General features: G+C 39.9%; 21 protein-coding genes. 1 reads left to right on the forward strand and 20 read right to left on the reverse strand.

Annotation, left to right across the window (positions count from 1 at the left end):
- Positions 1–75: 75 nt before the first annotated feature.
- The 20 genes from metG to gdhA form a co-directional block, all read right to left on the reverse strand.
- Positions 76–2,079: a methionine--tRNA ligase gene (gene metG / locus HMPREF1519_RS09465; protein WP_022496238.1), complete on the reverse strand. Its 2,004-nt coding sequence runs from the start codon at positions 2,077–2,079 to the stop codon at positions 76–78.
- Between the two features lie 109 nt (positions 2,080–2,188).
- Positions 2,189–3,067, reverse strand: coding sequence for a hypothetical protein (locus tag HMPREF1519_RS09470; RefSeq protein WP_037612004.1), 879 nt, complete (start codon positions 3,065–3,067; stop codon positions 2,189–2,191).
- A 130-nt stretch (positions 3,068–3,197) separates the two neighbouring features.
- Entirely contained in the window at positions 3,198–4,286 is a 1,089-nt protein-coding gene (locus HMPREF1519_RS09475; RefSeq protein ID WP_037612006.1) for a hypothetical protein, read from the reverse strand.
- A gap of 152 nt (positions 4,287–4,438) precedes the next feature.
- Entirely contained in the window at positions 4,439–5,137 is a 699-nt protein-coding gene (locus tag HMPREF1519_RS09480) for a hypothetical protein (protein WP_037612008.1), read from the reverse strand.
- A gap of 125 nt (positions 5,138–5,262) precedes the next feature.
- Positions 5,263–6,324: a PhoH family protein gene (locus HMPREF1519_RS09485; protein ID WP_037612010.1), complete on the reverse strand. Its 1,062-nt coding sequence runs from the start codon at positions 6,322–6,324 to the stop codon at positions 5,263–5,265.
- Between the two features lie 79 nt (positions 6,325–6,403).
- The gene (locus HMPREF1519_RS09490; protein ID WP_037612012.1) at positions 6,404–7,681 is read right to left on the reverse strand and encodes a LysM peptidoglycan-binding domain-containing protein; all 1,278 of its coding nucleotides are present in this window, start codon (positions 7,679–7,681) and stop codon (positions 6,404–6,406) included.
- A gap of 239 nt (positions 7,682–7,920) precedes the next feature.
- Positions 7,921–8,136, reverse strand: a complete 216-nt coding sequence (locus HMPREF1519_RS09495) for a YozE family protein (RefSeq protein ID WP_002885591.1) — start codon at positions 8,134–8,136, stop codon at positions 7,921–7,923.
- Positions 8,137–8,144: 8 nt separating this feature from the next.
- Complete coding sequence (cvfB, locus tag HMPREF1519_RS09500; RefSeq protein ID WP_002886710.1) at positions 8,145–9,002, reverse strand: RNA-binding virulence regulatory protein CvfB; 858 nt, start codon at positions 9,000–9,002, stop codon at positions 8,145–8,147.
- An 89-nt stretch (positions 9,003–9,091) separates the two neighbouring features.
- Positions 9,092–9,649, reverse strand: coding sequence for a ribosome recycling factor (frr, locus tag HMPREF1519_RS09505; protein WP_014633971.1), 558 nt, complete (start codon positions 9,647–9,649; stop codon positions 9,092–9,094).
- 14 nt (positions 9,650–9,663) lie between these two features.
- On the reverse strand, positions 9,664–10,401 hold the full coding sequence (pyrH, locus tag HMPREF1519_RS09510) for a UMP kinase (RefSeq protein WP_002885551.1): 738 nt from the start codon (positions 10,399–10,401) through the stop codon (positions 9,664–9,666).
- 236 nt (positions 10,402–10,637) lie between these two features.
- Positions 10,638–11,861 carry a sensor histidine kinase gene (locus tag HMPREF1519_RS09515; protein ID WP_037612014.1) on the reverse strand — a complete coding sequence of 408 codons (1,224 nt, stop codon included), beginning with the start codon at positions 11,859–11,861 and terminating at the stop codon, positions 10,638–10,640.
- 13 nt (positions 11,862–11,874) lie between these two features.
- Entirely contained in the window at positions 11,875–12,552 is a 678-nt protein-coding gene (locus HMPREF1519_RS09520; protein WP_037612015.1) for a response regulator transcription factor, read from the reverse strand.
- 1 nt (position 12,553) lies between these two features.
- A complete protein-coding gene (locus tag HMPREF1519_RS09525; RefSeq protein ID WP_002890107.1) occupies positions 12,554–13,177 on the reverse strand; it encodes a GTP pyrophosphokinase in 624 nt (207 codons plus the stop codon).
- 147 nt (positions 13,178–13,324) lie between these two features.
- On the reverse strand, positions 13,325–13,948 hold the full coding sequence (locus tag HMPREF1519_RS09530; RefSeq protein WP_021144625.1) for a GNAT family N-acetyltransferase: 624 nt from the start codon (positions 13,946–13,948) through the stop codon (positions 13,325–13,327).
- Positions 13,949–14,055: 107 nt separating this feature from the next.
- The gene (locus tag HMPREF1519_RS09535; RefSeq protein WP_037612017.1) at positions 14,056–15,834 is read right to left on the reverse strand and encodes an ABC transporter ATP-binding protein; all 1,779 of its coding nucleotides are present in this window, start codon (positions 15,832–15,834) and stop codon (positions 14,056–14,058) included.
- Positions 15,824–17,638: an ABC transporter ATP-binding protein gene (locus HMPREF1519_RS09540; protein WP_037612019.1), complete on the reverse strand. Its 1,815-nt coding sequence runs from the start codon at positions 17,636–17,638 to the stop codon at positions 15,824–15,826. Before HMPREF1519_RS09540 ends, HMPREF1519_RS09535 begins: the two co-directional genes overlap by 11 nt.
- Before the next feature lie 3 nt (positions 17,639–17,641).
- Entirely contained in the window at positions 17,642–18,085 is a 444-nt protein-coding gene (locus tag HMPREF1519_RS09545; RefSeq protein WP_037612021.1) for a MarR family winged helix-turn-helix transcriptional regulator, read from the reverse strand.
- A gap of 186 nt (positions 18,086–18,271) precedes the next feature.
- Positions 18,272–18,682, reverse strand: coding sequence for a peptide deformylase (locus HMPREF1519_RS09550; protein WP_014633541.1), 411 nt, complete (start codon positions 18,680–18,682; stop codon positions 18,272–18,274).
- 157 nt (positions 18,683–18,839) lie between these two features.
- Positions 18,840–20,174, reverse strand: a complete 1,335-nt coding sequence (locus tag HMPREF1519_RS09555) for a YfhO family protein (RefSeq protein ID WP_231470877.1) — start codon at positions 20,172–20,174, stop codon at positions 18,840–18,842.
- 481 nt (positions 20,175–20,655) lie between these two features.
- Positions 20,656–22,008 (reverse strand): NADP-specific glutamate dehydrogenase, encoded by a 1,353-nt coding sequence (gdhA, locus tag HMPREF1519_RS09560; protein WP_002885547.1) that lies wholly within the window; start codon positions 22,006–22,008, stop codon positions 20,656–20,658.
- 356 nt (positions 22,009–22,364) lie between these two features.
- Here gdhA and HMPREF1519_RS09565 point away from each other — a divergent pair, with 356 nt between their 5' ends.
- Positions 22,365–23,471: an AAA family ATPase gene (locus HMPREF1519_RS09565; protein WP_022496251.1), complete on the forward strand. Its 1,107-nt coding sequence runs from the start codon at positions 22,365–22,367 to the stop codon at positions 23,469–23,471.
- Positions 23,472–23,489: the final 18 nt, after the last annotated feature.

Raw genomic sequence — 23,489 nt, forward strand, 5'->3', positions numbered from 1 at the left:
CTTTAGTCACAACTGAAGATTCGTAAAAAACAGTTTCCCAATTCAAAAGATTGATAAACTGTTTTTCATGATATTTTACCCAATCACACTTCCGTTTGGAACCGATGGATCTACTGTCAAGACTGTGAGTTTGCCATCATGTTCTGCGGAAAGAATCATACCTTGGCTGACATATTTCTTCATCATCTTACGTGGTTTGAGATTAGCCACGACTTGAAGTTTCTTGCCGACCAATTCTTGTTCGTTTGGATAGAATTTAGCAATACCTGAGAGGATTTGACGATCTTCACCGTCACCAGCGTCAAGACGGAAGCGAAGCAATTTGTCTGAACCTTCGACTTTTTCTACTTCTTTAACTTCAGCGACACGGATTTCAACCTTGTCAAAGTCATCAAATTTGATTTGGTCTTTTTCAGACTTAAGTTCAACCTCTTCTGGGTTCCATTCCTTCTCTTGAGGTTTGCCTGCGTTCATTTGAGATTGGATATAGGCAATCTCTTCATCCATGTCCAAACGTGGGAAGATTGGAGTTCCTTTTGAAACGACTGTCACATTTTCTGGGAATCCTGAAAGTTCAAGATTTTCAAGGTCAAACGCTCCTGACAATCCGAGCTGTTCCATGATGGCATTTGAAGTGGTCATCATGAATGGTTGGATGAGGTGGGCAACGACACGAAGACTAGCAGCCAAGTGAGCCATAACAGCTGCCAATTGTTCCTTGTCACCATCTTCTTTTGCAAGGACCCATGGAGCTGTTTCATCAATATACTTATTGGTACGTGAAATGATGTTCCAAACGGCGTCCAAGGCACGTGGGAAATCTACAGCCTTCATTTGTTTGTGGAACTCTTCGATATTTTCAGCCACAACTTTAGCCAAATCAGCATCAAAGTCTGTAACGTTCTCAACATAGGCAGGCACTTGCCCACCGAAATACTTGTTAATCATGGCAACTGTACGGTTGAGGAGGTTTCCAAGGTCGTTAGCCAGTTCGTAGTTGATACGAGCTACATAGTCTTCTGGTGTGAAGGTACCATCTGAACCGACAGGAAGACTACGCATGAGGTAGTAACGGAGTGGATCAAGACCAAAACGTTCTACCAACATTTCTGGATAGATCACGTTTCCCTTAGACTTAGACATCTTACCGTCTTTCATGACGAACCAACCGTGGGCAACAAGACGTGTAGGCAATGGCAAATCAAGAGCCATAAGGATGATTGGCCAGTAGATAGAGTGGAAACGAAGGATATCCTTACCAATCATGTGGATGATTTCGTGATTTTCATCATTTTGCCAGAATAAATCAAAGTTACCATGCTCATCCTGACCATAACCAAGGGCAGTGATATAGTTGATAAGAGCATCAATCCAGACATAAACCACGTGTTTTGGATCTGATGGTACTTTTACTCCCCAAGTAAAGGTTGTACGTGACACGGCCAAGTCTTCCAAGCCTGGCTCGATGAAGTTTTTAAGCATTTCGTTCATACGACCATCAGGTTGGATAAATTCTGGATGTTCTTTAAAGAAGGCAGTCAAACGGTCTGCGTAGTTGCTGAGTTTAAAGAAATATGATTCTTCAGAAACCAACTCTACTTCATGTCCTGATGGAGCTACCCCACCAATGACATTCCCTTGCTCATCACGGTAAACTTCTGCCAACTGACTTTCAGTGAAGAATTCTTCATCTGAAACTGAGTACCAACCTGAGTATTCACCAAGATAGATATCTCCTTTTTCCAAGAGACGCTCGAAAACTTGAGCAACAACTTTTTCATGGTAATCATCAGTCGTACGGATGAATTTATCGTATGAGATATTCAAAAGTTGCCAGAGGTCCTTAACACCAACAGCCATACCATCCACATACTCTTGTGGTGTGATTCCTGCTTCTTCAGCCTTTTGTTGAATCTTTTGGCCGTGTTCATCAAGCCCAGTAAGGTAGAAGACATCATAGTTCATCATACGTTTGTAACGTGCTAAGACGTCACAAGCAATGGTCGTATAGGCAGAACCAATATGTAATTTACCAGATGGGTAATAGATAGGTGTTGTGATGTAGAATGTTTTTGTCATTTTAATTTCCTTTCATGTGTTAACAAATGGGCTAACACTGATGATATAACATCTTATTATAGCACGTTTTGGACACTAAAAAAACCAGCTAAGCTGGTTTTAAACATTACTAGTTTTGGAAGCGCTTTTTATCAACTCTAACATCACGTTCATAGTCATAATCTAATTTCTTCACGTCATCCCCTGATAGGCGTTTGAAACTTCTTTCTTCAATAAGTTTGCCTTTCTTATTATAAGTTGTAACGATCAATCTATCACCCTTAACCTTGTATCGAACGGTTTCTTCAAGAGATTCTTTGTAGGATTTAACGTAAATCTTTTTACTTTCATCGTTATCAGCCTGAGTTCGATATTCACTTATTTTGTATTGATTATCTACCGCTTGGTCAATGACTTTGGTATATTCAGATAGTGACATGGTTGGTTTAAGCGTTCCTGACCAAGCATCTGGATGGTATGCTTCGTCAGTATCATAGTCTGTAAAGTCAACCAGATTGTTCCCGCCAGCTAAGGTATAAAAATAAAATTTAACATTATTACCTTTGACTTTAACAAAATCATGAGCCTCTAGACCACTTTTCTTGAAAGATTCCATACCATCAACCATTTTCTTCTTATCTTTATGGTAAAAGCGATAAGTTTCAAGCAGATAGGTTCCTTCAGGTATTTTACCGCCTTGCAAGTGCATAAACGCATAGCCACCAAATGAAAGTGCCACTAGGACAATCGCCCCCACTACAGAAGCAATAATAATTTTAGCTTTCTTAGACAAGCCTGTCTTAGCAGGAGCAACTTGTGAAACGGCTTGTGTCACTTGGTCACTCAACTGAGCTTGCTGTGGATTAATACCCTCGTCCTTAGCCTCTTGAGAAATAAATTCCCCATTAGCTTTTGCTTGTTGGATTTCTTCCTCTGTCGGCTTACGATTATTGATTGTTTCGAAATAATCTAACCACTCTTTTTCGTTCATAAAAGTCCCCTTTTTCATTGATACTTCCATTCTAACAGAAAAAAGACTCCAAGGCTATTTGATTATTTCCATATAAAGAAAAGCGATACCAGAATGGAGTTTTGGCTCTCCTTCTCGTACCACTTTACTCATTTACATCATTGGGTGATTAGATTTTATCACTAGATTTTTTACTACTTTTACTATCGTCAGAGCCTGATTTAGAACCACTACCATAGTCATCGCTATTACCATAGCCATAGTCATTACCATAACCATAGCCGTAATTGTAGCCATAACCATAATCATAGTAATCCTTGAAGTCATCATATTGATCACTATAAGTCTTCAAATCTTTCTTATAATCTTTGATGGCATCCTTATAGTCATCCCAGCGCTCCTCAGCGTCTCCCTTACTCATACGTTTATAAGTAATACGTGACTGAAGCTTCCCTTTTTTATCATAAGTAGTCAGAGTGTATTCATCGCCATGCTTGACATAGGTACGTTTTTCCTTCAAGGTATCTTTATATTCTCTTGTTGTTTTTTTAACGACTTTGTCAGCTTCCTCTTTGGTATAAAACGAATAGTCTTTTCTCATCTTTTTCATGAAGTCTTTTGTGACATCTTCGACTTGATCCGCATCTAAAACTTGACTCTCTGTTCTATTCCACGGATCAAATACCTGAGGAACATCTATCTCATAGTCCATCAAACTAACATATGATTTATTGTCACTCTCTACTAAATTGTAGGTTCTAGATTGATTATTCTTTACAACTACAAAAGACTGAAACTCCAAATCCTCGTTCTTGTATTCATCTATGCCGTCAACCATTTTATCTTTGTCTTCATCATAACGAGAGAAAGAAACTACCTCATATGTTCCATCCGCAATCTTACCTGATTGGTAGCGCCATAGTGAGTAGCCTCCAACGATAAGTAAAATCGCTGCCAAGGAACCAAAGACTGATGCCAAAATAATCTTAGTTTTCTTAGACATACCTTTTTTAGCAGGTACGACTTGTTGGAAGGTTGCTGTTGTTTGGGCAAACTGAGGCTGCTGTGTCATCGTTATCACAGGTTCAGCTGGTTTAATCGGTCTTTGCTCCGTCACCTGTCCATTTGAGCCAAAGACGTTAGGGTTAGGTCGTTCAAGGATAAACTCGCCTGCTGCCTGAGCTTGAGCTAACTCTGCGGGAGTTGGTTTGCGACCGTTGACTAATTCAAAGTACTCAATCCACTCTTGCTGGTTCATAATAATCTCCTTTTTTATTGGTCTACTGTTCTATTGTACCAAAATAAATGGTGAAATAGTATTTGACAATTATCATAAAGACTGTAAGGTTCTTTAATAAAACGTTAGGCTATGATTCTCAATAGTAAAGAGGTGCTTGATTGGTAAGTGGATCAGCGCCAGATGAGATAATCCCCATCATGCCTTGAATAATTATAATACTTCAAGGCATACTCATAATCCCTATCATAACCACTTTTGACCCCTTTGGCTTCCTCTGAGCTCAATCGTTTAAAAGTTCTACGCGACTCAATATGTCCATCATCAGCATAAACAGTCAGAACGAGACCATTAGGGCGCTTTTCATAAGTTCTTTTTTGCTTCAACATTTTTTTATAATCGTCTACACACCTTTGGACAGATACTTCTTTTACTCTTGAATACTCCTCTCCCTTTTTAGAAATCTTATCTATATGAGAAATCACTAGAGCTTCATATTCAGAGACTGTTAGATCCTGTTTCAAAGTCCCTGTACGTGGGTCAAAAGTCTGTGGGAGCTTTTCATCATGCTCAAATGGTGAGACAAAAGATTCCCCATCTCCCACAAAAACATAATAAAATTGAGATTTCATATTCTCAACAACTATAAAATCCTCATATAAACTATCATTATTCTCTCCCCGCTCAGTCCAATTTATCAATTCATTGGAATATGCCGATTTAGCCTCATATTTTATCATCTGATAAGTGCCGTCTGGAATATAGTTCTGTTGATACTTCCAAAATCTTCCCTCTACCATAGCTATCAAGACTGTCACAACAAGTCCAAGCAATACAATGATAGCAATCTTCCATTTTTTTGCTTTAGTCATACTTTTTCCCTTCTTATTGGCCCATTCTTCAATACTATTTTACCAAAAATAGGGGAAAAGCTGATAACATGACTACAAAGGAAAAGAGGTTGAGAACACATATTCTCAAACCTCTTTTTAGCTATTTATTTTTTAAGATCCTCAGCACCAATAACTGGGTATTCAGTCAATCCTGACGCTACTTCTTCAACCTTGTTTGCTTCCTCTGATTTTCCCTCAAAGTCAAGCTTAGGTGCATCTTTTTCATAGGCATTAATGATATCAGCTACAACTGGGTGACGTACGACATCGCTAGCAGAGAAGTGAACAAAATCAATAGCCTTGATTCCCTTCAATTTCTCCATAGCATCGACAAGGCCTGATTTAACACGACGTGGCAAGTCAATCTGACTCATGTCCCCATTGACAATCATCTTAGAATTAAAACCAAGACGGGTCAAGAACATCTTCATTTGCATGATGGTTGTATTTTGTGCTTCATCAAGTATAACAAAGGCATCCTCTAGGGTACGACCACGCATATAAGCAAGGGGGGCAATCTCAATAATTTCACGTTCCATAAGGCGGGTCGTCTGCTCCTTGCCGAGAATTTGGTAAAGAGCATCATAAACAGGGCGAAGGTAAGGATCCACCTTTTCCTTGAGATCACCAGGCAAGAAACCAAGGCTCTCACCCGCCTCAACTGCTGGACGTGTCAAAACTATACGTTTAACTTGACCACGTTTAAGAGCTGTAACCGCAAGGGTAACCGCCAAAAAGGTCTTCCCTGTACCAGCTGGACCAATCCCAAAGACCACATCATGGTTTTTAATGCTATCAACATAAACCTTTTGCCCCAAGGTCTTCACTCGGATAGGCTTACCACTGTTGTCCTTGATAATCTCTTCTTCATATAAAGCAACAAACTTGTCAATCGAACCATCTTGAGCCATGGTTAAGGCTGCGACAACATCTGAAGTGTTGACTAGCATCCCACGCTCCACCAAAACAAGGAGGGCTTGAATGGTCAAACGAGCCAATTCAACACTTTCCTCGTCATCTCCAAGGATCTGCACCCGCTCTGTTCGAGCATGAATGATAACATTTAGGTTTTCCTCGATAAGTTTTAGATGGCGCTCATTGGTCCCAAAAAGTGACAAGACATCATCTGGGTGATTTAGGGTAATTTCAACAGAATACTCTTGCAAATAGAGTTCCTCTTTCTTTCGTATTTTTCTCCATTATATCAAAAAAATCACGCCAGGCGTGACTTTTTATTATTCTGACTTATTCATTAAATGACACGTGAACGTGGTCATAGTGGTTTTCAGTAACGCTACCACGGTCTGGCATTTGGTTCCATGTGTTAGCTGGTCCGTAGATATTATCTACTGGTGCGTAGAATTGTTGTCTGTAGATGACATATGAGATACCTGCATTTGAGATATTGTCTACAGCATATTGAGCGACTTGATTACCAACTTCTGAACCAACTGGTACCATAACGTCAACGGCAAGTCCTTTACCATGGTCTTGTGGATCACCTTCACGGTAACCACCGATATCAGTAAGACCGAATTGTGCTGCTACATCTTGACGGAAAGCTTCAGCTTGTGGTTGAAGGTGTGGATCCGTTGGAAGTGTATTCGTTGATGCAGGTTGTGCTGCTGGTGCCTCTGAAGCTACTGGTGCTTCTGATGCCACTTCTGACGTTGCTGCTTGTTCTACCGCTGGCTGTTCTGCTGGCGCTTCTGAAGCAGCTGGTGCCTCTGAAGACGCTTCTGATGTTGCTGTTGGTTCTGCCGCTGGCTGTTCTGCTGGCGCTTCTGATGTCGCTGGTGCTTCTGAAGACGCTTCTGATGTTGCTGCTGGTTCTGCCACTGGTGCTTCTTCTTTTACTTCAGGTTGTGCTGGTGTTTCAGCAGCTGGAGTAGCTTCTGCTTCAGGCGTAGCTTCTGCTGACGCAGTTACATGATCAATAGCATCAGCAACTGGTTGTTCAGTTTCTGCGTATGCTGGTGCTTCTGATGCTGATGCGATAGCTTCTGTCACTTCTGAAACAGCTTGAGTTGACTCTTCTGTAGCAGGTGCTTGAGTAGCTGTTGTGCTTACTGTTTCAACTGGAGCTGTCAAGTCCGCTGCAACTACAGATTGACCATTTACAGTCACTTCGTTAGTTGTCAAATTAGCTTCTGCAACTACAGGTGTAGTTGATGTTTCTGAAGCTGGAGTTTCAACTTTAACAGAGATAGCTTGATTATCAGCATTGTAAGTTGCTGTCAAGACTGTTCCAGGGTAAATCAAATCAATGTTTGTGATTTGATTGATGTTAGCCAAAACATTCACATCGATACCCATTGCTTCAGCGATACTTCCCAAAGTATCACCGTATTGAACTGTATAAGTTTGTTGGTTATCACTTACAGCGATATCTGCTTTGATTTGATCTACTGAACGTGCTGCCCAGTTTGAAGTTTCATCGGCATGTACGTGACTTGCAGCAAAAAGTGAAAGTGCTGCAGTCGAGTAAAGAAGTGCCTTTGTTGTTTTAGATTTTGATAACATGTATAATTCATTCCTTTTTTAACAATTTTAACATCTACAATAATACCACACTTTTTGTCAAAAAAGGGGTGATTTACTGCACTTTAAAGCAATTACTAACTAGTTGTAACAAGCCTAATTTATTGAAAAACAGCTGAGATATTTGTAAAAAATTGTAACAATTCATACCAATTCAAATGGTAATTACTTTTTAAAGAAAATGCTAAAAGTCATTATGCTTATCGTAGACTTAGTCGCTATTAATGAGCCAGATAATCTTCCCAAATCTGGTCAAACTGCCCCAGATTAAAGGAAAAGCTAGCTTGATCTTCCAAGTAACGACTGACTTCTTCGAAGTCATCAGTATGCTTCGGGAAGGTTGAATCTTCAAAAGCCAAGTCAGCCAAGATTGCTACTGGTTCATTGGATTTCGGATTACGCTGGGCCATCAACCAAGTATAAAAGGATTTTCTCATGCCTTCTCCTAACCGATTAATTCTGTTCCAAACTGGTCTTGTTTGACTTTTTTAGCTTTCATCAGACCACCTAAAGCTTTCTTAAATTGTCCCTTAGAAATACCGAAGGTTGCCTTGATATCTGCTGGTGATGACTTGTCATTAAGCGTCATAAAGCCACCATTGCTCTCTAAATAAGTCAAAATCATCTGAGCATCATTTTCAAGCATTTCAAAAGAACGTGGTTTAAGAGAAAGATTGAGGGTACGGTCAACTTCTCTGAACCCAATCACACGCGCTTCAAGGACCTGACCTAAGCGTGGCTCAGCATAACGTTCTGAGGGATGGATGAAACCAAGCATGTTATTCTCTGGTAGATAAACAAAGGTTCCTGAGAGTTTGAGACGGTAGGCAATGGCTGGCCATTTTTGGTTTTGCATATTATCGTAAGCGGGACCAGCCATACGTTGAAAGACCTCAGGTTCAGCAGGAAGCCCCCAAATACGGTCTTTTTTATCCACATCGAGTTTGATATAGAGCTTATCGCCTTTCTTAGGCCAAAGCTCTTTGAGTTCCGGCAAAACATCAAGGGAGACAACAATCTCCTTATCTGGAATTCCCACATCTACAAAGACACCCAAATCCTTACGAACTTCAGTGACCTCTCCCCAATCATAAGAATCACGAGTTGCTTTGATTTCCTTTTGAGTCAGACGTGATTTTTGCTTGCTATCTGTATAGGCGAAACCTGTCACCATGTCACCAATGGCGTGTTCCCCTTCTTCTTTAGACAAGGCAAAAGTCACACCGTCCTTTTGAACAAAATAAAATTTGTCATTTTCATCAGTTACTAGGGCAGTAATAATTGTTCCAAGTAATGTATTCATCTTTTTTCCTCTAAAAAGAGAGTCGGACAAGGAAGCTAACATAGTCCATGCTCTTTTGCTTCTGTCCCACTCTCCTTATTTTCTATTGATTAAACAGTAAGGAGTTCTTTTTCCTTTTCTGCTGTCATGCTGTCAATCTTCTTAACAGCGTCATCAGTTGCTTTTTGGATATCTTTTTCCAAAGATTTCAATTGATCTTCTGTGATTTCTTTGTCTTTTTCTTGCTTCTTAGCTTCATCCATAGCATCACGACGGATGTTACGGATAGCGATTTTAGCATTTTCGCCGACTTTTTTCACTTCTTTAGCCAACTCTTTACGTGTTTCTTCCGTAAGTGCTGGGATAACCAAGCGCACAACAGAACCATCATTAGCTGGGTTGATTCCAAGGTCAGATTCATTGATAGCACGTTCGATATCAGCAATTGAACCTTTATCAAATGGTGAAATCAAAAGGACACGTGCTTCAGGAACCGTGATTGAAGCCAATTGGTTAAGTGGTGTTGGAGCACCATAGTATTCTACAGTGATGCGGTCAAGAAGTGAGGCATTGGCACGACCTGCACGGATAGAGCCAAATTCACGGGCCAATGACTCGTGTGAGTGGGCGAAACGTTCTTTTGCTTTTTCAATAATTGCGTTTGTCATAAATTCTCTCTTTCTTATTTGTGTGATTCTGCTTTGTTAGATACAGTTGTTCCAATTTGTTCACCGAAGATAACACGTTTGATGTTTCCTGGTTCGTTCATGTTGAAGACAACAAGGTCAATGTCATTATCCATTGAAAGGGTAGAAGCTGTGGCATCCATAATTTTCAAACCACGTTTAATTACTTCCACGTGTGTCAATTCGTCAAATTTAACAGCATCAGCGTTTTTACGAGGGTCGTCATTGTAGACACCATCAACGCCGTTTTTAGCCATAAGAATAGCATCAGCTTCGATTTCAGCTGCACGAAGAGCCGCTGTTGTATCTGTTGAGAAGTATGGTGAACCAATACCTGCTGCAAAGATAACAATACGACCTTTTTCAAGGTGACGAAGGGCACGACCACGAATGTAAGGCTCTGCCACAGATTTCATATCAATCGCTGTTTGAACACGTGTATCAACACCGAGTTGTTTCAAACTATCTGCCATAACAAGGGCATTCATAGTTGTTCCAAGCATTCCAGTATAGTCCGCTTGAACACGATCCATTCCTGCTTCAGCTGCAGGTTCACCACGCCAAAGGTTACCACCACCGATAACTAGAGCAATTTGAATACCTGAATCCGCTACTTCAGCAATTTCTTTAGCCATAGCTTGGACAGTTGGAAGATCAATCCCAACACCTCGTTCACCAGCTAGAGCTTCACCTGAAAGCTTAATGAGGACACGTTTGTATTTTGGTTCTGCCATGATTTCTCCCTATTAACTATTTTGTTTTATGATTTGATTCTTAGCTGAGATTTATCTTTCCTAAGTCGTCCATTACCAGCCTTTTAAGGTGGTTAAGGGGTCTCATTCGAGCATCTCCTTTTTATGATTGGGATAGGAAAATAGTTTCTTTTTTGCAAAGGAAACACTAAATCTTCATCCTTACTATTTTATCATAAATTAGGGTTTTCACCTAGTCAAATATTTAAAAAATATCCTTACAAGATAACCGTAAAGGTGATGGTGTCATTTTTATAAGAGGCAAAGATACGTCCCTTAAATAATTTGACCATACTTTGAGCCATAGAGAGGCCAATACCAAAACCTTTATGTTCCCTGTTATTATGGGATTCTTCAATACGATAAAAACGTTCAAAAAATTTACTATAGTCAACATCCTTACCATCTTTATAGGTGTTCGATACTTCTAAACGAGCCCGTTTTCGTGTCCTTCCAATCTGACGGAGCCTTACCGTAACTGTCCCTTCTGGATCACAATACTTGTTAGCATTATCCACAAGGAGGGTTACAAGTTCAAAGAGAGACTTCTCCTCTGCTTTCACATGAATATCTGGTGTGATGTCCATAACGAAAGATTTACCATCTCGGACAACAGGCCCCTTAAAGTCCTCTGCTGCATCCTCAGTAATATAGGAAAAATCTACATCTTGAAGAACAATATCCGGCTGCTCCTCCAGACGGGATAGGGCTACCAGAGAATTGATTAGAGTAGTCAAACGTGCCACCTGGTCGTTCGTCGACTTGGTCCATTCGTTCTCTCCAGTCATGAGTTCTTGTAGCTCCGTATTAGCAGAAATAATGGCCAATGGTGTCTTTAATTCATGACCTGCATTGGTGATAAAACGTCGCTGTTTTTCGTAGTTTCGAATGAAGGGACGAATGACAATTCCTGATAAGGCACTGACAATGATGACAAAAAAGATAAAGCCAAACATTGATAAAAGGATAGAAAGACTTAACAAGGCTTGGGAAAAATTATAATAAGAGGTCGTGTCTAGAAAGACCACAAGGATCTTATTTTTGCTAACTTTACTAACCTGATAACTGAGATTAATATTTTTTTCTCTAATGGTTCCAAGAGTACTCGTCATTCGGCTAGCTGCACGGGCATAAGTAGCAGCCTCTTCATCATTTATCAAGGAAGTATGACTGGTGTCCTGACTGACCACTTCATCACCAGACAAGGTCACGCTGAAAAAACGAAAACTATCTGCTGGAATTTCATACCCTTGGTTGGTCTCAATTTTTTTTGTTTTTCCAAAACTACCATTATTTTCTGTAAGCGTGTTAAGAACCTTACTAATTTCCTGCTCTGTCTGAAAGGACCTCACCGTATTGATGATTCCCACCGTAAAGACCAAGATAAAAAGGATAGCCAAGGAAGCAATCGTAATAAATTGAAGTCGCAAACGTCTAAACATAGGCTGCTCCTCTCTAATTGGTACGGAGGCAAAAGTCGCCACCCTTCTCACCAAGAATGCTAATATCAGCCTGGATGGCTTGCAATTTCTGACGCAGATAGGAAATATAGACCCAGACAATAGACTCGTCCACATCTTCCTCATCCTCCCAAATGGTCTTAAAAAGGTGCTCAGTCGTTAATTTCTTGGCAGGATTGAGCATGAAGTGGGCCATTAACTTGGTCTCTCTGCTTGAAAGTCGAATGGCGTTCCCAGCTACCAACTCCTGCTCTTCTTGGTCCAAACGAACAGAACCAAGAGTCAAAATTTTGGCTGTGAAGCTCTCACTCACACGACGCTCTAATGAGCGCAAACGCGCCAAAAGTTCCTTCAGGGAAATAGGCTTGGTCAAGTAATCGTCTGCCCCAGCATCAAGCCCGGTCACGCGATCATCAATTTCAGCCATAGCTGTCAACATAATGACATGTGTCCTGTCCCCAGAGGAGCGAATCTCTTTCAGGGCCTCAATACCTGTTTTAATGGGCATCATAATATCCATAATCATTACTTGATAGGCATTCTGTGCAGCTAGGTCTACTGCCTCTTGCCCATTGAATGCTTGATCTACCTCATAACCTTGATGCTCTAGGGCTACCTTATAAACTCGAGAAAGAGCCTCTTCATCCTCAGCAAGTAGAATTTTCAAAGCCATTCTAGTCCCCTCCTTCTTGAATTAAGTTACGGATGGTCTGCATGGTCAAATCGCATGAAGCTAATTCATCCGCACAGCGCTTAAGCTCACGGGTAATCATTTCTGGATTCTTGATGTCGTGCTTGTATTTCATCTGATGCTCCAAACTGGCCCAGGAATCCTGAGCAATGGTCCGTAACTGAACCTCAACAAAATAGGTTCCTCTCTCATTTCCTAGAACATCTGGAAACTCGGTTTCTACTTCCAAAATGAGATGGTAAGAACGATAGCCATTGGGCTTAGCATTTAAAATGTAATCTTTCTCGTTATAGATGGAAACGCCAGGGATAGCCTTGATGACATCGATAGTTTTGTAAATATCATCGACAAAGCCGCAAACAATTCGAATCCCAATACTATCACGAATTTCCTTGAGAGCAGATTGGCTGGTTTCAGGCAAATTTTTCCTACGACACTTTTCACGCATAGAATCGCTTTCTTTGATTCGTGAAATAAAATGTTCATAGAGTTTAAAGCCTGTTTCTTTTTTGCTAGTTATATTAGCCGCAATAATCGGGTCTGTTATTTCTTGTAAAATCTTGGGGAGATACTGAGCATATTCCCCATAAATACTTGGAGTTGACATATAAACCTCCTCTAATAGCGTTTCCTAATTATAGCATAGTTAGGCTTAAAAATAAGGAATGAGCCAGACAAGAAGGACTCTAAAGCTAAGAAAAAAATCCAGCCGAAGCCAGATTTATTTTGCTTATCTAAGTTAAATAGCACAAGGCTATGCATCAAGTGATTTGACAAAAGGCCAGTTGCCTAGTTTGTGTGTTTCATAGGTCAAGACCTTATAACCACATTGCTTGTAACCATTTTTCTCGTAGAAAGGTACATTGTAATCGCGATTGGTAATCAAACCAAGACTGTGACCGCCTGTACTACGCACAAAAGGTTCAACCCCTTCAAGCAAAAAGCGACTTCCTATCCCTTTTCTTTGATAATCTGGAGTCACCGCCAACATCATCAAGTACCAGTCGTATTCTGCAGAATCTTCCAGATGTCTTTCGGACTCTTCAACAAAGTTAAAATACTTGAACAACTTAGTGATGCTTATAAAACGGAAAAGCTTGGTCGCCCCATTTTGAAGATAATTAAGCATAGAAATCGTCTGATGTTGTAAAATAGCTGCCGCAACAATGCGACCATCCTTTTCAGCCACCAAACATGAGTCCCGTTTAATCGCCAAACGCACCAATATTTCCTGCAAGGCTAAGACAAATTCCTGATACTGTTCAGGCTTCTTTAAATTACTGGCAATCATTGAAAGATAGGGGTAATCTTCAAAGGCATCGGCACATACTTGTGCAACTTCCTGAACTTCGTCTAGTCTTGCTTTGCGATATTGCATCATAATCTCCTAATCTGTCTGTTTTTTTCAGTATAACACAAAACGCATGACTGACAGTCATACGTTCTATGGCCTTTTGTAAAATCTTATAATTTTATAAGAAAAGTTTAGGCAACTTCTTCTGTAAATTGACTATTATAAAGATCAGCATAGAAACCATCTGCTGCCATGAGCTCATCATGATTGCCCTGTTCAATAATGTTACCATCTTTCATCACAAGGATAAGGTCAGCATTTCGAATGGTTGATAAGCGGTGGGCAATGACAAAGGAAGTCCGCCCTTCCATAAGCTTGTCCATGGCTTTTTGAATCAATTCTTCTGTTCGGGTATCAACCGATGATGTCGCTTCATCCAAGATAAGAAGAGGGGCATCCTTAAGAAGCGCACGTGCAATGGTCAAGAGCTGCTTCTGTCCAACTGATAAGGTCACAGAATCATCCAAATAAGTATCATAACCCTTTGGAAGTGTGGTAATGAAGTGGTGAACACCGACGGCCTTGGCTGCAGCAATAACTTGCTCATCAGAAATATTCTCTTGGTTGTAAATCAAATTATCACGAATAGTACCTTCAAAGAGCCAAGTGTCTTGAAGCACCATAGAGAATTGATCATGAACAGTTTCACGCTTCATGTCATTAGTATCCACACCGTCAATGGTGATACGACCTTGGTCGATGTTATAGAACTTCATAAGTAGGTTAACAATAGTCGTCTTACCAGCACCCGTTGGACCAACGATTGCAATCTTTTGACCTGGCTTAGCAAGAGCTGAAAAGTCATGAATAATAGTCTTTTCAGGAGTATAACCAAAGGAAACATGGTCAAAGACTACTTGACCTTTAGTATCTGTCAACTCAGCTGTCTTAGCTGACTCGTCGTCCATATCTTTTTCTTCCAAAAATTCAAAGATACGACCAATGGCTGCAGTAGCTGATTGGAGTTGTGTAATTCCTTGTGCAATTTGAGAAAGAGGTTGTGAGAAGATACGAACATAGGTCATGAAGGCTACCACATCACCAATCGTCAAGCTACCATCAATAACTTTGATAGCACCCACAAGACAGACCATGACATAACCAAAGTTCCCAATGAAAATCATAAGTGGCATCATAATACCTGAGATAAACTGTGATTGCCACATCGATTTATAGAGTTTATCATTAAGTCCCTTGAAAGCTTGACTACTTTCTTGAGCAGCATTGTAACTCGTTACGACTGCTTGACCCGTGTAGATTTCTTCAATATAACCATTAATATTAGCCAAATTTTCTTGTTGGCGCTTGAAAAGGGGTTGCGAGAAGCCCATGATGAAGGCTACCAGAACAAAACCTATCAAGACAGAACCAATCGCAGTGAAAGCCATAGTGACATTTGAGTAGAACATCATAATAATGGCTGCCACCAAGAGAACACTTGAAGTAATCAAGGTACCTAACCCTTGGCTAAGCGATTGTCCCAAAAGGTCAACGTCATTGGTCACACGAGAGAGGGTATCCCCTTGAGAGTGACTGTCGAAATAATTAAGAGGGACACTGTTAATTTTCTTTTGGATAGCTGTACGGAAACGTTGTGAAAAGCGTTGTGTAACTGTCGCAACCGTAAAGCTTTGTAAGTAACCAACAATCGCTGAAATGGCATATAAAACAGCTAAGGTCATAGCAATACTTGCTACCTTGTCCAAATCAATGCCTGGAATCGTCCCCATTTTGGTAGGTGTAATACCTTCAGTAATAGTATTGGTAATTTCTTTAAGCTTATCTGGTCCAATAACTGTAATGACCGCTGAAATAATTGCTCCAAAAATCGCAAGGACAAACGGAATTTGGAAACCTTTAATATAGGGTTTTAAACGTTTATAGGATGATGTTTTTGGCTTATTTTCCATTTTCTAACTCCTCCTTAGACAATTGTGAATAGGCAATTTCTTGGTAAACCTCATTATTTGCCAAGAGTTCCTCGTGAGTTCCTTGACCAACAACCTTACCTTGGTCAAGTACCAAGATTTGGTCAGCATCCATAATAGTAGAGATACGTTGGGCAACAATCAACTTGGTCAAGTCTTGTGTTTTTTCAGCCAATTCTTGACGTAACTTACGATCGGTCTTATAATCCAAGGCTGAGAAGGAATCGTCAAAAATCAAGATTTCAGGCTTACGTGCCAAAGCACGCGCAATAGCCAAACGTTGTTTCTGTCCACCTGAGAAGTTAGACCCAGCTTGGGCAACTTCTGCTTTAAGTTGACCTTCTTTATTTTCAACAAAGTCTTTTCCTTGAGCCAATTCGAGAGCTTCCCAAATCTTAGCATCATCAAGAGGACTGTTATTGCTCGTTCCCATCGTCATATTTGACGTGATATCACCTGAGAAAAGCACTGCCTTCTGTGGAATATAACCGACTATATTGTGCAAGGTTTCGTGGTCATAATGGCGTACATCGACTCCGTCAACCTTGATTGTTCCTTGCGTGGCATCATAAAAACGTGGGATAAGGTTGACAAGTGTTGATTTACCAGATCCAGTCGAACCAATAAAGGCCACCGTGTCACCTTTTTTAGCTTTGAAGCTAACATGCTCCAAAACAGGCTCTGAAGTTTCAGAATAACGGAAGGAAACATCATCAAATTCGACAGTACCCACTTCTTTAGGCTTTTCAGAACTATTTTCAGGATAAGAGACTGAAGATTGGGTATCTAGAACTTCATTGATACGACCAGCTGCTACAACTGCACGTGGAAGAAGGAAGAAAACAACAATCATCATCATGAATCCCATAACAACCTGCATGGCATAAGATGAATAAACCACCATGTCTGAGAAGAGATGGACCTTATTTTCCATGGCACCAGCAATCTTAGTTGGATCTGTTGGAATCTTAACATCTTCAATCAAATGCGCACCAATCCAATAAATAGCCAGTGTCAAACCACTTGATACAGCAGTCATCACCGGTGTCAGTAAGGCAAAAGAACGACCGATAAAGAGATTGTTTTGGGTCAAATCAGTATTGGCCTTTTCAAATTTCTCCTCTTGGTAACTTTCGGCGTTATAGGCACGCACCACACGAATTCCTGTAAGAGATTCACGTGTTACGCTATTCAGTTTATCGGTCAGAGTTTGAATCAAGCGTTGCTTAGGCATAACCATAATCAAGAGGAAGAGCATGAGAATGGCAATCACTGCCACAGCGACAAGCAAGGCAAGGAGCCAATTTCCATTTTTATCGGCAATCTTTGTAATCGCCCAAATGGCCATGATAGGCCCCTGTGTAATGACCTGTAATCCCATGGTCAGTACCATCTGCAATTGGGTAATATCATTTGTCGTACGGGTCAAAAGACTAGGAATTGAGAATTTCTTAATCTCTGCATCCGAAAAATCTAGAACCTGATGGAAGATATCATCACGAAGACGGGTGGTAAAACTTGCCGCTGTTCTGGCAGCTAAGAAACCAACCACAACAGAGGCCATAAAGCCTGCAAATGACATTAAAAGCATTCGCATCCCTGGGGCATCTGTATTCCAGGCAAAAATATCCGACGCTTTAGTTCCCTTAGTTGATAAGAGTGTCGTAATATCAGACATATAGTCTGGAATTTTCAAGTTTAGATAGACGTTCAAGCAAACAAAAATCACCGCAAAGACAATCATAATTAACTCTTTTGTCGTCAAACGTTTAAAAATTTTAAACATAAGTTACTCCTTATTTTTTTCTAAATTCATACGAATTTGGTGAAAGACACGAAAGGCTGTTTCAGCATCTTCTTTGGAAATACCTTCTAACAGCTGTTCATGGATGGCCTCTCGAAAATGTTTGACATCTCGAGCTTTCTTTTTACCTAAGTCTGTCAGATGAACATATTTGTAGCGTTTATCCTTATCCGATGTCACCAACTCAACAAAACCATTTTTTTCCATTCGTTTGACCAAATTACTAGCCACTGATTTAGAAATACATAGTCTTTTTTCAATGTCTTTGATAAAAATTTCCTTATCTTGATTGTCAGACAAATACTTGACAGCAAATCCTTGAGGGCCAGCTAAATGCTCAACCCCATGGACCTTTCCTAACTCTTGCACGCGAGATTCCATAGTATTGATGAATTCTCTGAATTCACTAAAAGGATCTTTTCCATGCATCGCAAATTCCTCCTTGAATAATTCTCATGGAAACTATTTTAGTTCTCATAAGAACTATTGTCAAGAAAAAAGTTCTTATGAGAACTAAAAAAGAGTGAGAAAGAAAATTGCTTTTCACTCTCACTCCGTAACTGTGATTATTAAGACCTTAGGGTCTAAAATGTAAGACCACCTGAGCCAAGCTATCTAAATAATAATCCCCTCCAAATGGTCCAATTCATGTTGGATAATTTGAGCTGGCATACCAGAAAAACTTAACTGTTTAGGCATCCATTGTTCATCTAAATAAGCAACCTCAATCGACTCATAACGTTTGGTTGGACGACTTCCCTCTAAAGACAAACAAGACTCCTCTGTTTGAAAAGGTGAGGACTTGCTGACTAAAACAGGATTAAACATAACTAGATTAACAAAACCGATATTGACGATAATAACACGCTTTTTAACGCCAATCATATTGGCAGCCATACCCACACAGGCATCCTTATGAAACTCCAGTGTATCACGTAAATCTTTAGCCAAATAGAGGTCTTCTTTAGTCGCTTCTGTCGATTTTTGTCCAAGGAAAAAGACATCCTTTACGATAGTTTTTATCATCTATTTACTCCCTTTTCTTATCTAAAATATGAAATCATATACCTTTCTTTTATCGAAACCAAAGGTTTTCAATTTCATATTAATCACCTTGACCTATTATATCAAAAGGCCTACCCTCTAGTAAAACAGTCAAAAAAAGAAACCCGCAGGCTTCTTTTTAGTCATCTTTCTTCACTCTATACAAATAACCAATAAACGCCAAAAGACTAATAGTTGAAACACCCATTGCCAATTTGGCAACTGGGGTATAGCTATAGGTCAAAACGACACCATGCTTACCTGGTGGTAGGACTAGATTAGTTGGATTCTTTTCCTTAGCTAAGTAAGTAGTTACTCGCTTTCCATCAATCCTCGCTTCTTGTCCTTTATAGTAGAAAACTGGTAGCGACAAAACCTTAGCTTCTTTTGACTCATTATCTACTGTAAGTGCTAGCTCCTTTGGAGAACGGCTGATGGTTGACTTAATTTCCTGATTATCCAAGAAAAGATGTTTGTCAAAGACAAAGCCAAAGGGCACTTCTTTATTGGTGTAATCGCCATTTATATTTTTATAAGTTCCCTTAGCTAGCATTTCTCTCGTGACTTTTGTATTGCTTGGCAATATATTCTTGGCTTTAGTCATCTTATCTTGGACAGTACCAATCTGAAACATATTCAGACAAAGACCCAACAAGACAAGCAACATCGCTGCCTTCATAGAAATATTTTCTAAGACATTAGCCAAGGCTAAGCTGAAGAAAAGCAAGGCAAAACTCCATAATCTCCAAGGAAATTGAAGATTGGACACTAGACTCTCCTGCAATAACTGCCAAGGAAAACTATTCAAAGTTAAAAAGGCCAAAACAAGAGAAATAAAAAGGTAAATTCTAGCTTCCTTATCCTTCACAAAACGCTTAGCAAAGATTAGGCTTAGCACTAGACCCAAGAGATAGAGAAGATTAACTGATGGAGTCCTTAAATCACTTTTTAGAATCAACTCCCAGTTGTCTGCCAGACTTAAGGCAGTCTTTGATAGGAGTGGTTTAAAAGTCGTTCGTAGGGTGACATACTTGAATTGCTCTATCATAGGAACAAAGAAAGCTAGAGACATACTAAGAGTGACAAGAGTGGCCTTAAGAAATCCTAGAATACGTTCTTTTTTATTATCCCAAATCCCAAAACTAGCTACCACTGCTATGAAAATCATAAGAGAAGCCAAAAGGACAGATAAGACATGGGAATAGACTAAACCAAGCATGCCAAGAGTCAAGACCCACCATTTCTTATAATCTCCAAATGTTATCAAACGAACGCCAACGAAAACTAGGGGTAAAAAAATCATAGCCAGCGTTTCGCCAACGGCTGCCCGGTAATAAGAATTGTGCAAGAAATAACCCGAAAAAAGATAAAAGGTAACAAATATCATCACCTGTTTATCAGAATAGTTCAATAAACGTAATCCGTAAAAACTAAGCAAACAAGTTACAAAGCGAATAAGAAATTGAAAACTCATCCAGGCTACAAAGACTGACTGAGTCAGCTTATAGATTATGAAAATAGGATAATAGGTTAACCAGGGATAAAAGGTATTGATTAATTGTCCGGTCCCTCCGTTAGTTGTAAAATTGATAGGACTCTTCCAGACAGTATCCAAGGATAACAGTCGGTTAATGTGAAAGACAATATCATCACCATAAAGCTTGTCCCTAAAAAAGAACATAGGCAGTATTGACACTATGCTGATCAAGAAACTTATTAGAATGACTGTCTGATTAGTATACTTCTTTTCTTTTGCCCCACAGGGATCCTTTCCAAGACTCACGATTACTCCTCTCGTATTCTAATTCATCAAAATTTACTCTAGAAAGAGATTTCTTACTAGCTCATTATACCAAAAAAGGACAAATCTCCTCCTAAGTCTGTCTAGACAAAAAAAGAAACCCGCAGGCTTCTTTTCTTATTTTATCGAGAGGCTATTGGCAATAGTCTATCAATTAAACGATACCTTGTGCTGACATAGCATCTGCAACTTTAAGGAATCCAGCAATGTTGGCACCTACAACAAGGTTACCTTCATGACCAAATTCTTTAGCTGCTGCTGCTGCATTTTCGTAGATACCTTTCATGATATCGTAGAGTTTAGCATCAACTTCTTCGAATGTCCATTGTGTACGTCCGCTGTTTTGCGCCATTTCAAGGGCTGATACAGCAACACCACCAGCGTTAGCAGCTTTGGCAGGACCAAATGATACACCAGCTTTAAGGAAGACATCAATAGCTCCCAAAGTTGATGGCATGTTAGCACCTTCTGAAACAGCCAATACACCATTTGCTACAAGTGTTTCTGCATCTGTTTCATCCAATTCATTTTGAGTTGCACATGGGAATGCCAAGTCAGCTTTAACTGACCAAACTGTCTTTTCACCACCAGCAGGTGTGAAGGTTGCATTTGGACGTGCTTCTGCATATTTAACGATACGTTCACGTTTAACTTCTTTGATTTCTTTCAACAAGTCAACGTCGATTCCGTCTGGATCATAAACAAAACCAGATGAGTCAGAACATGTTACCGCTTTAGCACCAAGGCTTTGCAATTTTTCGATAGCGTAGATGGCAACGTTACCAGCACCTGAAACAACTGCAGTTTTACCGTTAAAGTTTTCACCACGTGCATTAAGCATTTGTTCTGCAAAGTAAACAGCACCGTAACCAGTTGCTTCTGTACGAGCAAGTGATCCACCCCAGTTCAAACCTTTACCAGTAAGAACACCTGTGTACTCGTTACGAAGACGTTTGTATTGGCCGTAGAGGTAACCAATTTCACGTCCACCAACACCGATATCACCTGCAGGTACGTCTGTATCTGCACCAATGTGTTTGCTCAATTCAGTCATGAAGCTTTGGCAGAAACGCATGATTTCGTTATCTGATTTACCTTTAGGATCGAAGTTTGATCCACCTTTACCACCACCGATTGGTTGACCAGTCAATGAGTTTTTAAAGATTTGTTCGAAACCAAGGAATTTGATGATTGATTGGTTTACTGATGGGTGGAAACGAAGACCACCTTTGTAAGGACCAATAGCTGATGAGAATTGTACACGGAAACCACGGTTTACTTGTACTTGTCCTTTATCGTCAACCCATGGCACACGGAATGAAACGATACGTTCTGGTTCAACCAAACGTTCCAAAAGGTTTTCTTCAATATATTTAGGATATTTATCGAAGACAGGAACAAGTGAATCGAAAACTTCTTCAACTGCTTGAAGGAACTCAGCCTCATGGCCATTTTGAGCTTTCACTTTTTCAAAAACGCTAGCAACGTACTCTTTACCTGTTGTCATATCAATGTTTCCTTTCAAATAATTACCTTAGTAATTTAATTACATGAATAGTATAAATTTTCAGAATCTTCTTGTCAAGTATTTTCTGCTATTTTTTTGATTTTTATGTTAGGTTTTATGACATAGCAAGTGACCTCTCTTTTTTAAGTTAATCCTAAAATGTTATCAATTCAACAATGTAAGCGGATTCCATTTTTCTAGTTTTTCTCCAAAATTTTTTAAACTTTTTTTGAACTTTAAGGCTAAAATGTGTTGAAAATAATTTAGTAAATTTACTATTTTTACATTTACAAAGATTACCAACTATGTTATCATGAATTTAGTAATTTTACTAAATCTCAAAAAGGATCATTTTTATGAAAAGAAAACAATTATCTGGAAAGCGCATCGGCATTGTTTTTGGAACTTTCGCTCCAATGCACGTTGGACACGTTGACCTCATTACCAAGGCAAAACGCGCTAATGACAATGTGCTCGTCATCGTAAGTGGCAGCAACACACAAGAAGATCGTGGGACACGCGCAGGCCTATCACTCAATCGACGTTTCCGTTATGTTCGAGAAGTCTTCTATGATGATGAATTAGTCGTTGTGGATAAACTAGACGAAGCTGGGATGCCAGCCTATCCAGAGGGCTGGGTGCCTTGGGTTAATCGTGTCAAAGAGCTTATCGCTAAGAATACGGATGATCCTGAAAAGATTACCTTCTATGTTGGAGAGCCAGAGTATGTGACTGAGCTCAATCGCTATTACCCTCAAGCTCAGGTAGAACTCATCGAACGGTCTATTATCAATATCTCTGCTACTGAGATTCGAGACAATCCGATGGAAAATTGGCGTTTTATCACCAAGCCTTTCCGTCGCCACTTTACGCGCAAGGTCCTTGTTGTGGGCTCTGCTAGCGGTGGAAAGACTACTCTTGTTAAGGATTTGGCCCGCACTTACAATGCTCCCTGCTCTCTGGAATATGCTAGGGAATATCAAGAAAAGTATAATGTACGAGATGACGAGTTAGATACCAACGACTATATTCACCTCCTAACAGATCAATATGCCCAGACCTCTGATATCATTGACAAAGGGCAACACTCAGGACTTATCTTTGCCGATACCAATTCAACAGTCACTAAGGTCTATATTGACTACTATTTGAAAGAAAATATCTCCCAAGAAGAGTTCGACATGTTGGATCGTCTCTATCAGGTAACTCAGGCCCGTGAAAAGTGGGATTTGATTTTTGTGATTCTGCCAAAATCAAACTATGTAGATGATGGTTTCCGTGACATGACTATGGCCGATAATCAAACACGTGACTGGTTTACCAAGCATCTCTTAAACCTCCTATCACCATTCAAAGATAAAATTGTTATTTTAGGGGAAAATAGTAATAGCGACAGCTTCTTTGCGGACAACTACCACAATGCCAAAAAAGCAATCAAGGAACGTCTACACATCGAGATTTAGAAGACTGGTGTAAAGCAC

It is taken from the genome of Streptococcus sp. SR4 (assembly GCF_000517725.1).
Classification (GTDB): domain Bacteria; phylum Bacillota; class Bacilli; order Lactobacillales; family Streptococcaceae; genus Streptococcus; species Streptococcus salivarius_F.

What these genes read in the sequence shown, in the direction of transcription:
- HMPREF1519_RS09475 (WP_037612006.1), bottom strand. Translation starts at nt 4,286, where the DNA reads ATGAACCAGCAAGAGTGGATTGAGTACTTTGAATTAGTCAACGGTCGC.
- HMPREF1519_RS09525 (WP_002890107.1), bottom strand. Translation starts at nt 13,177, where the DNA reads ATGTCAACTCCAAGTATTTATGGGGAATATGCTCAGTATCTCCCCAAG.
- HMPREF1519_RS09520 (WP_037612015.1), bottom strand. Translation starts at nt 12,552, where the DNA reads ATGGCTTTGAAAATTCTACTTGCTGAGGATGAAGAGGCTCTTTCTCGA.
- HMPREF1519_RS09535 (WP_037612017.1), bottom strand. Translation starts at nt 15,834, where the DNA reads ATGGAAAATAAGCCAAAAACATCATCCTATAAACGTTTAAAACCCTAT.
- HMPREF1519_RS09470 (WP_037612004.1), bottom strand. Translation starts at nt 3,067, where the DNA reads ATGAAAAAGGGGACTTTTATGAACGAAAAAGAGTGGTTAGATTATTTC.
- HMPREF1519_RS09480 (WP_037612008.1), bottom strand. Translation starts at nt 5,137, where the DNA reads ATGACTAAAGCAAAAAAATGGAAGATTGCTATCATTGTATTGCTTGGA.
- HMPREF1519_RS09550 (WP_014633541.1), bottom strand. Translation starts at nt 18,682, where the DNA reads ATGATAAAAACTATCGTAAAGGATGTCTTTTTCCTTGGACAAAAATCG.
- HMPREF1519_RS09515 (WP_037612014.1), bottom strand. Translation starts at nt 11,861, where the DNA reads ATGTTTAGACGTTTGCGACTTCAATTTATTACGATTGCTTCCTTGGCT.
- cvfB (WP_002886710.1), bottom strand. Translation starts at nt 9,002, where the DNA reads ATGAATACATTACTTGGAACAATTATTACTGCCCTAGTAACTGATGAA.
- HMPREF1519_RS09540 (WP_037612019.1), bottom strand. Translation starts at nt 17,638, where the DNA reads ATGTTTAAAATTTTTAAACGTTTGACGACAAAAGAGTTAATTATGATT.
- frr (WP_014633971.1), bottom strand. Translation starts at nt 9,649, where the DNA reads ATGACAAACGCAATTATTGAAAAAGCAAAAGAACGTTTCGCCCACTCA.
- HMPREF1519_RS09545 (WP_037612021.1), bottom strand. Translation starts at nt 18,085, where the DNA reads ATGCATGGAAAAGATCCTTTTAGTGAATTCAGAGAATTCATCAATACT.
- HMPREF1519_RS09530 (WP_021144625.1), bottom strand. Translation starts at nt 13,948, where the DNA reads ATGCAATATCGCAAAGCAAGACTAGACGAAGTTCAGGAAGTTGCACAA.
- HMPREF1519_RS09565 (WP_022496251.1), top strand. Translation starts at nt 22,365, where the DNA reads ATGAAAAGAAAACAATTATCTGGAAAGCGCATCGGCATTGTTTTTGGA.
- HMPREF1519_RS09495 (WP_002885591.1), bottom strand. Translation starts at nt 8,136, where the DNA reads ATGAGAAAATCCTTTTATACTTGGTTGATGGCCCAGCGTAATCCGAAA.
- metG (WP_022496238.1), bottom strand. Translation starts at nt 2,079, where the DNA reads ATGACAAAAACATTCTACATCACAACACCTATCTATTACCCATCTGGT.
- pyrH (WP_002885551.1), bottom strand. Translation starts at nt 10,401, where the DNA reads ATGGCAGAACCAAAATACAAACGTGTCCTCATTAAGCTTTCAGGTGAA.
- gdhA (WP_002885547.1), bottom strand. Translation starts at nt 22,008, where the DNA reads ATGACAACAGGTAAAGAGTACGTTGCTAGCGTTTTTGAAAAAGTGAAA.
- HMPREF1519_RS09555 (WP_231470877.1), bottom strand. Translation starts at nt 20,174, where the DNA reads ATGAGTTTTCAATTTCTTATTCGCTTTGTAACTTGTTTGCTTAGTTTT.
- HMPREF1519_RS09490 (WP_037612012.1), bottom strand. Translation starts at nt 7,681, where the DNA reads ATGTTATCAAAATCTAAAACAACAAAGGCACTTCTTTACTCGACTGCA.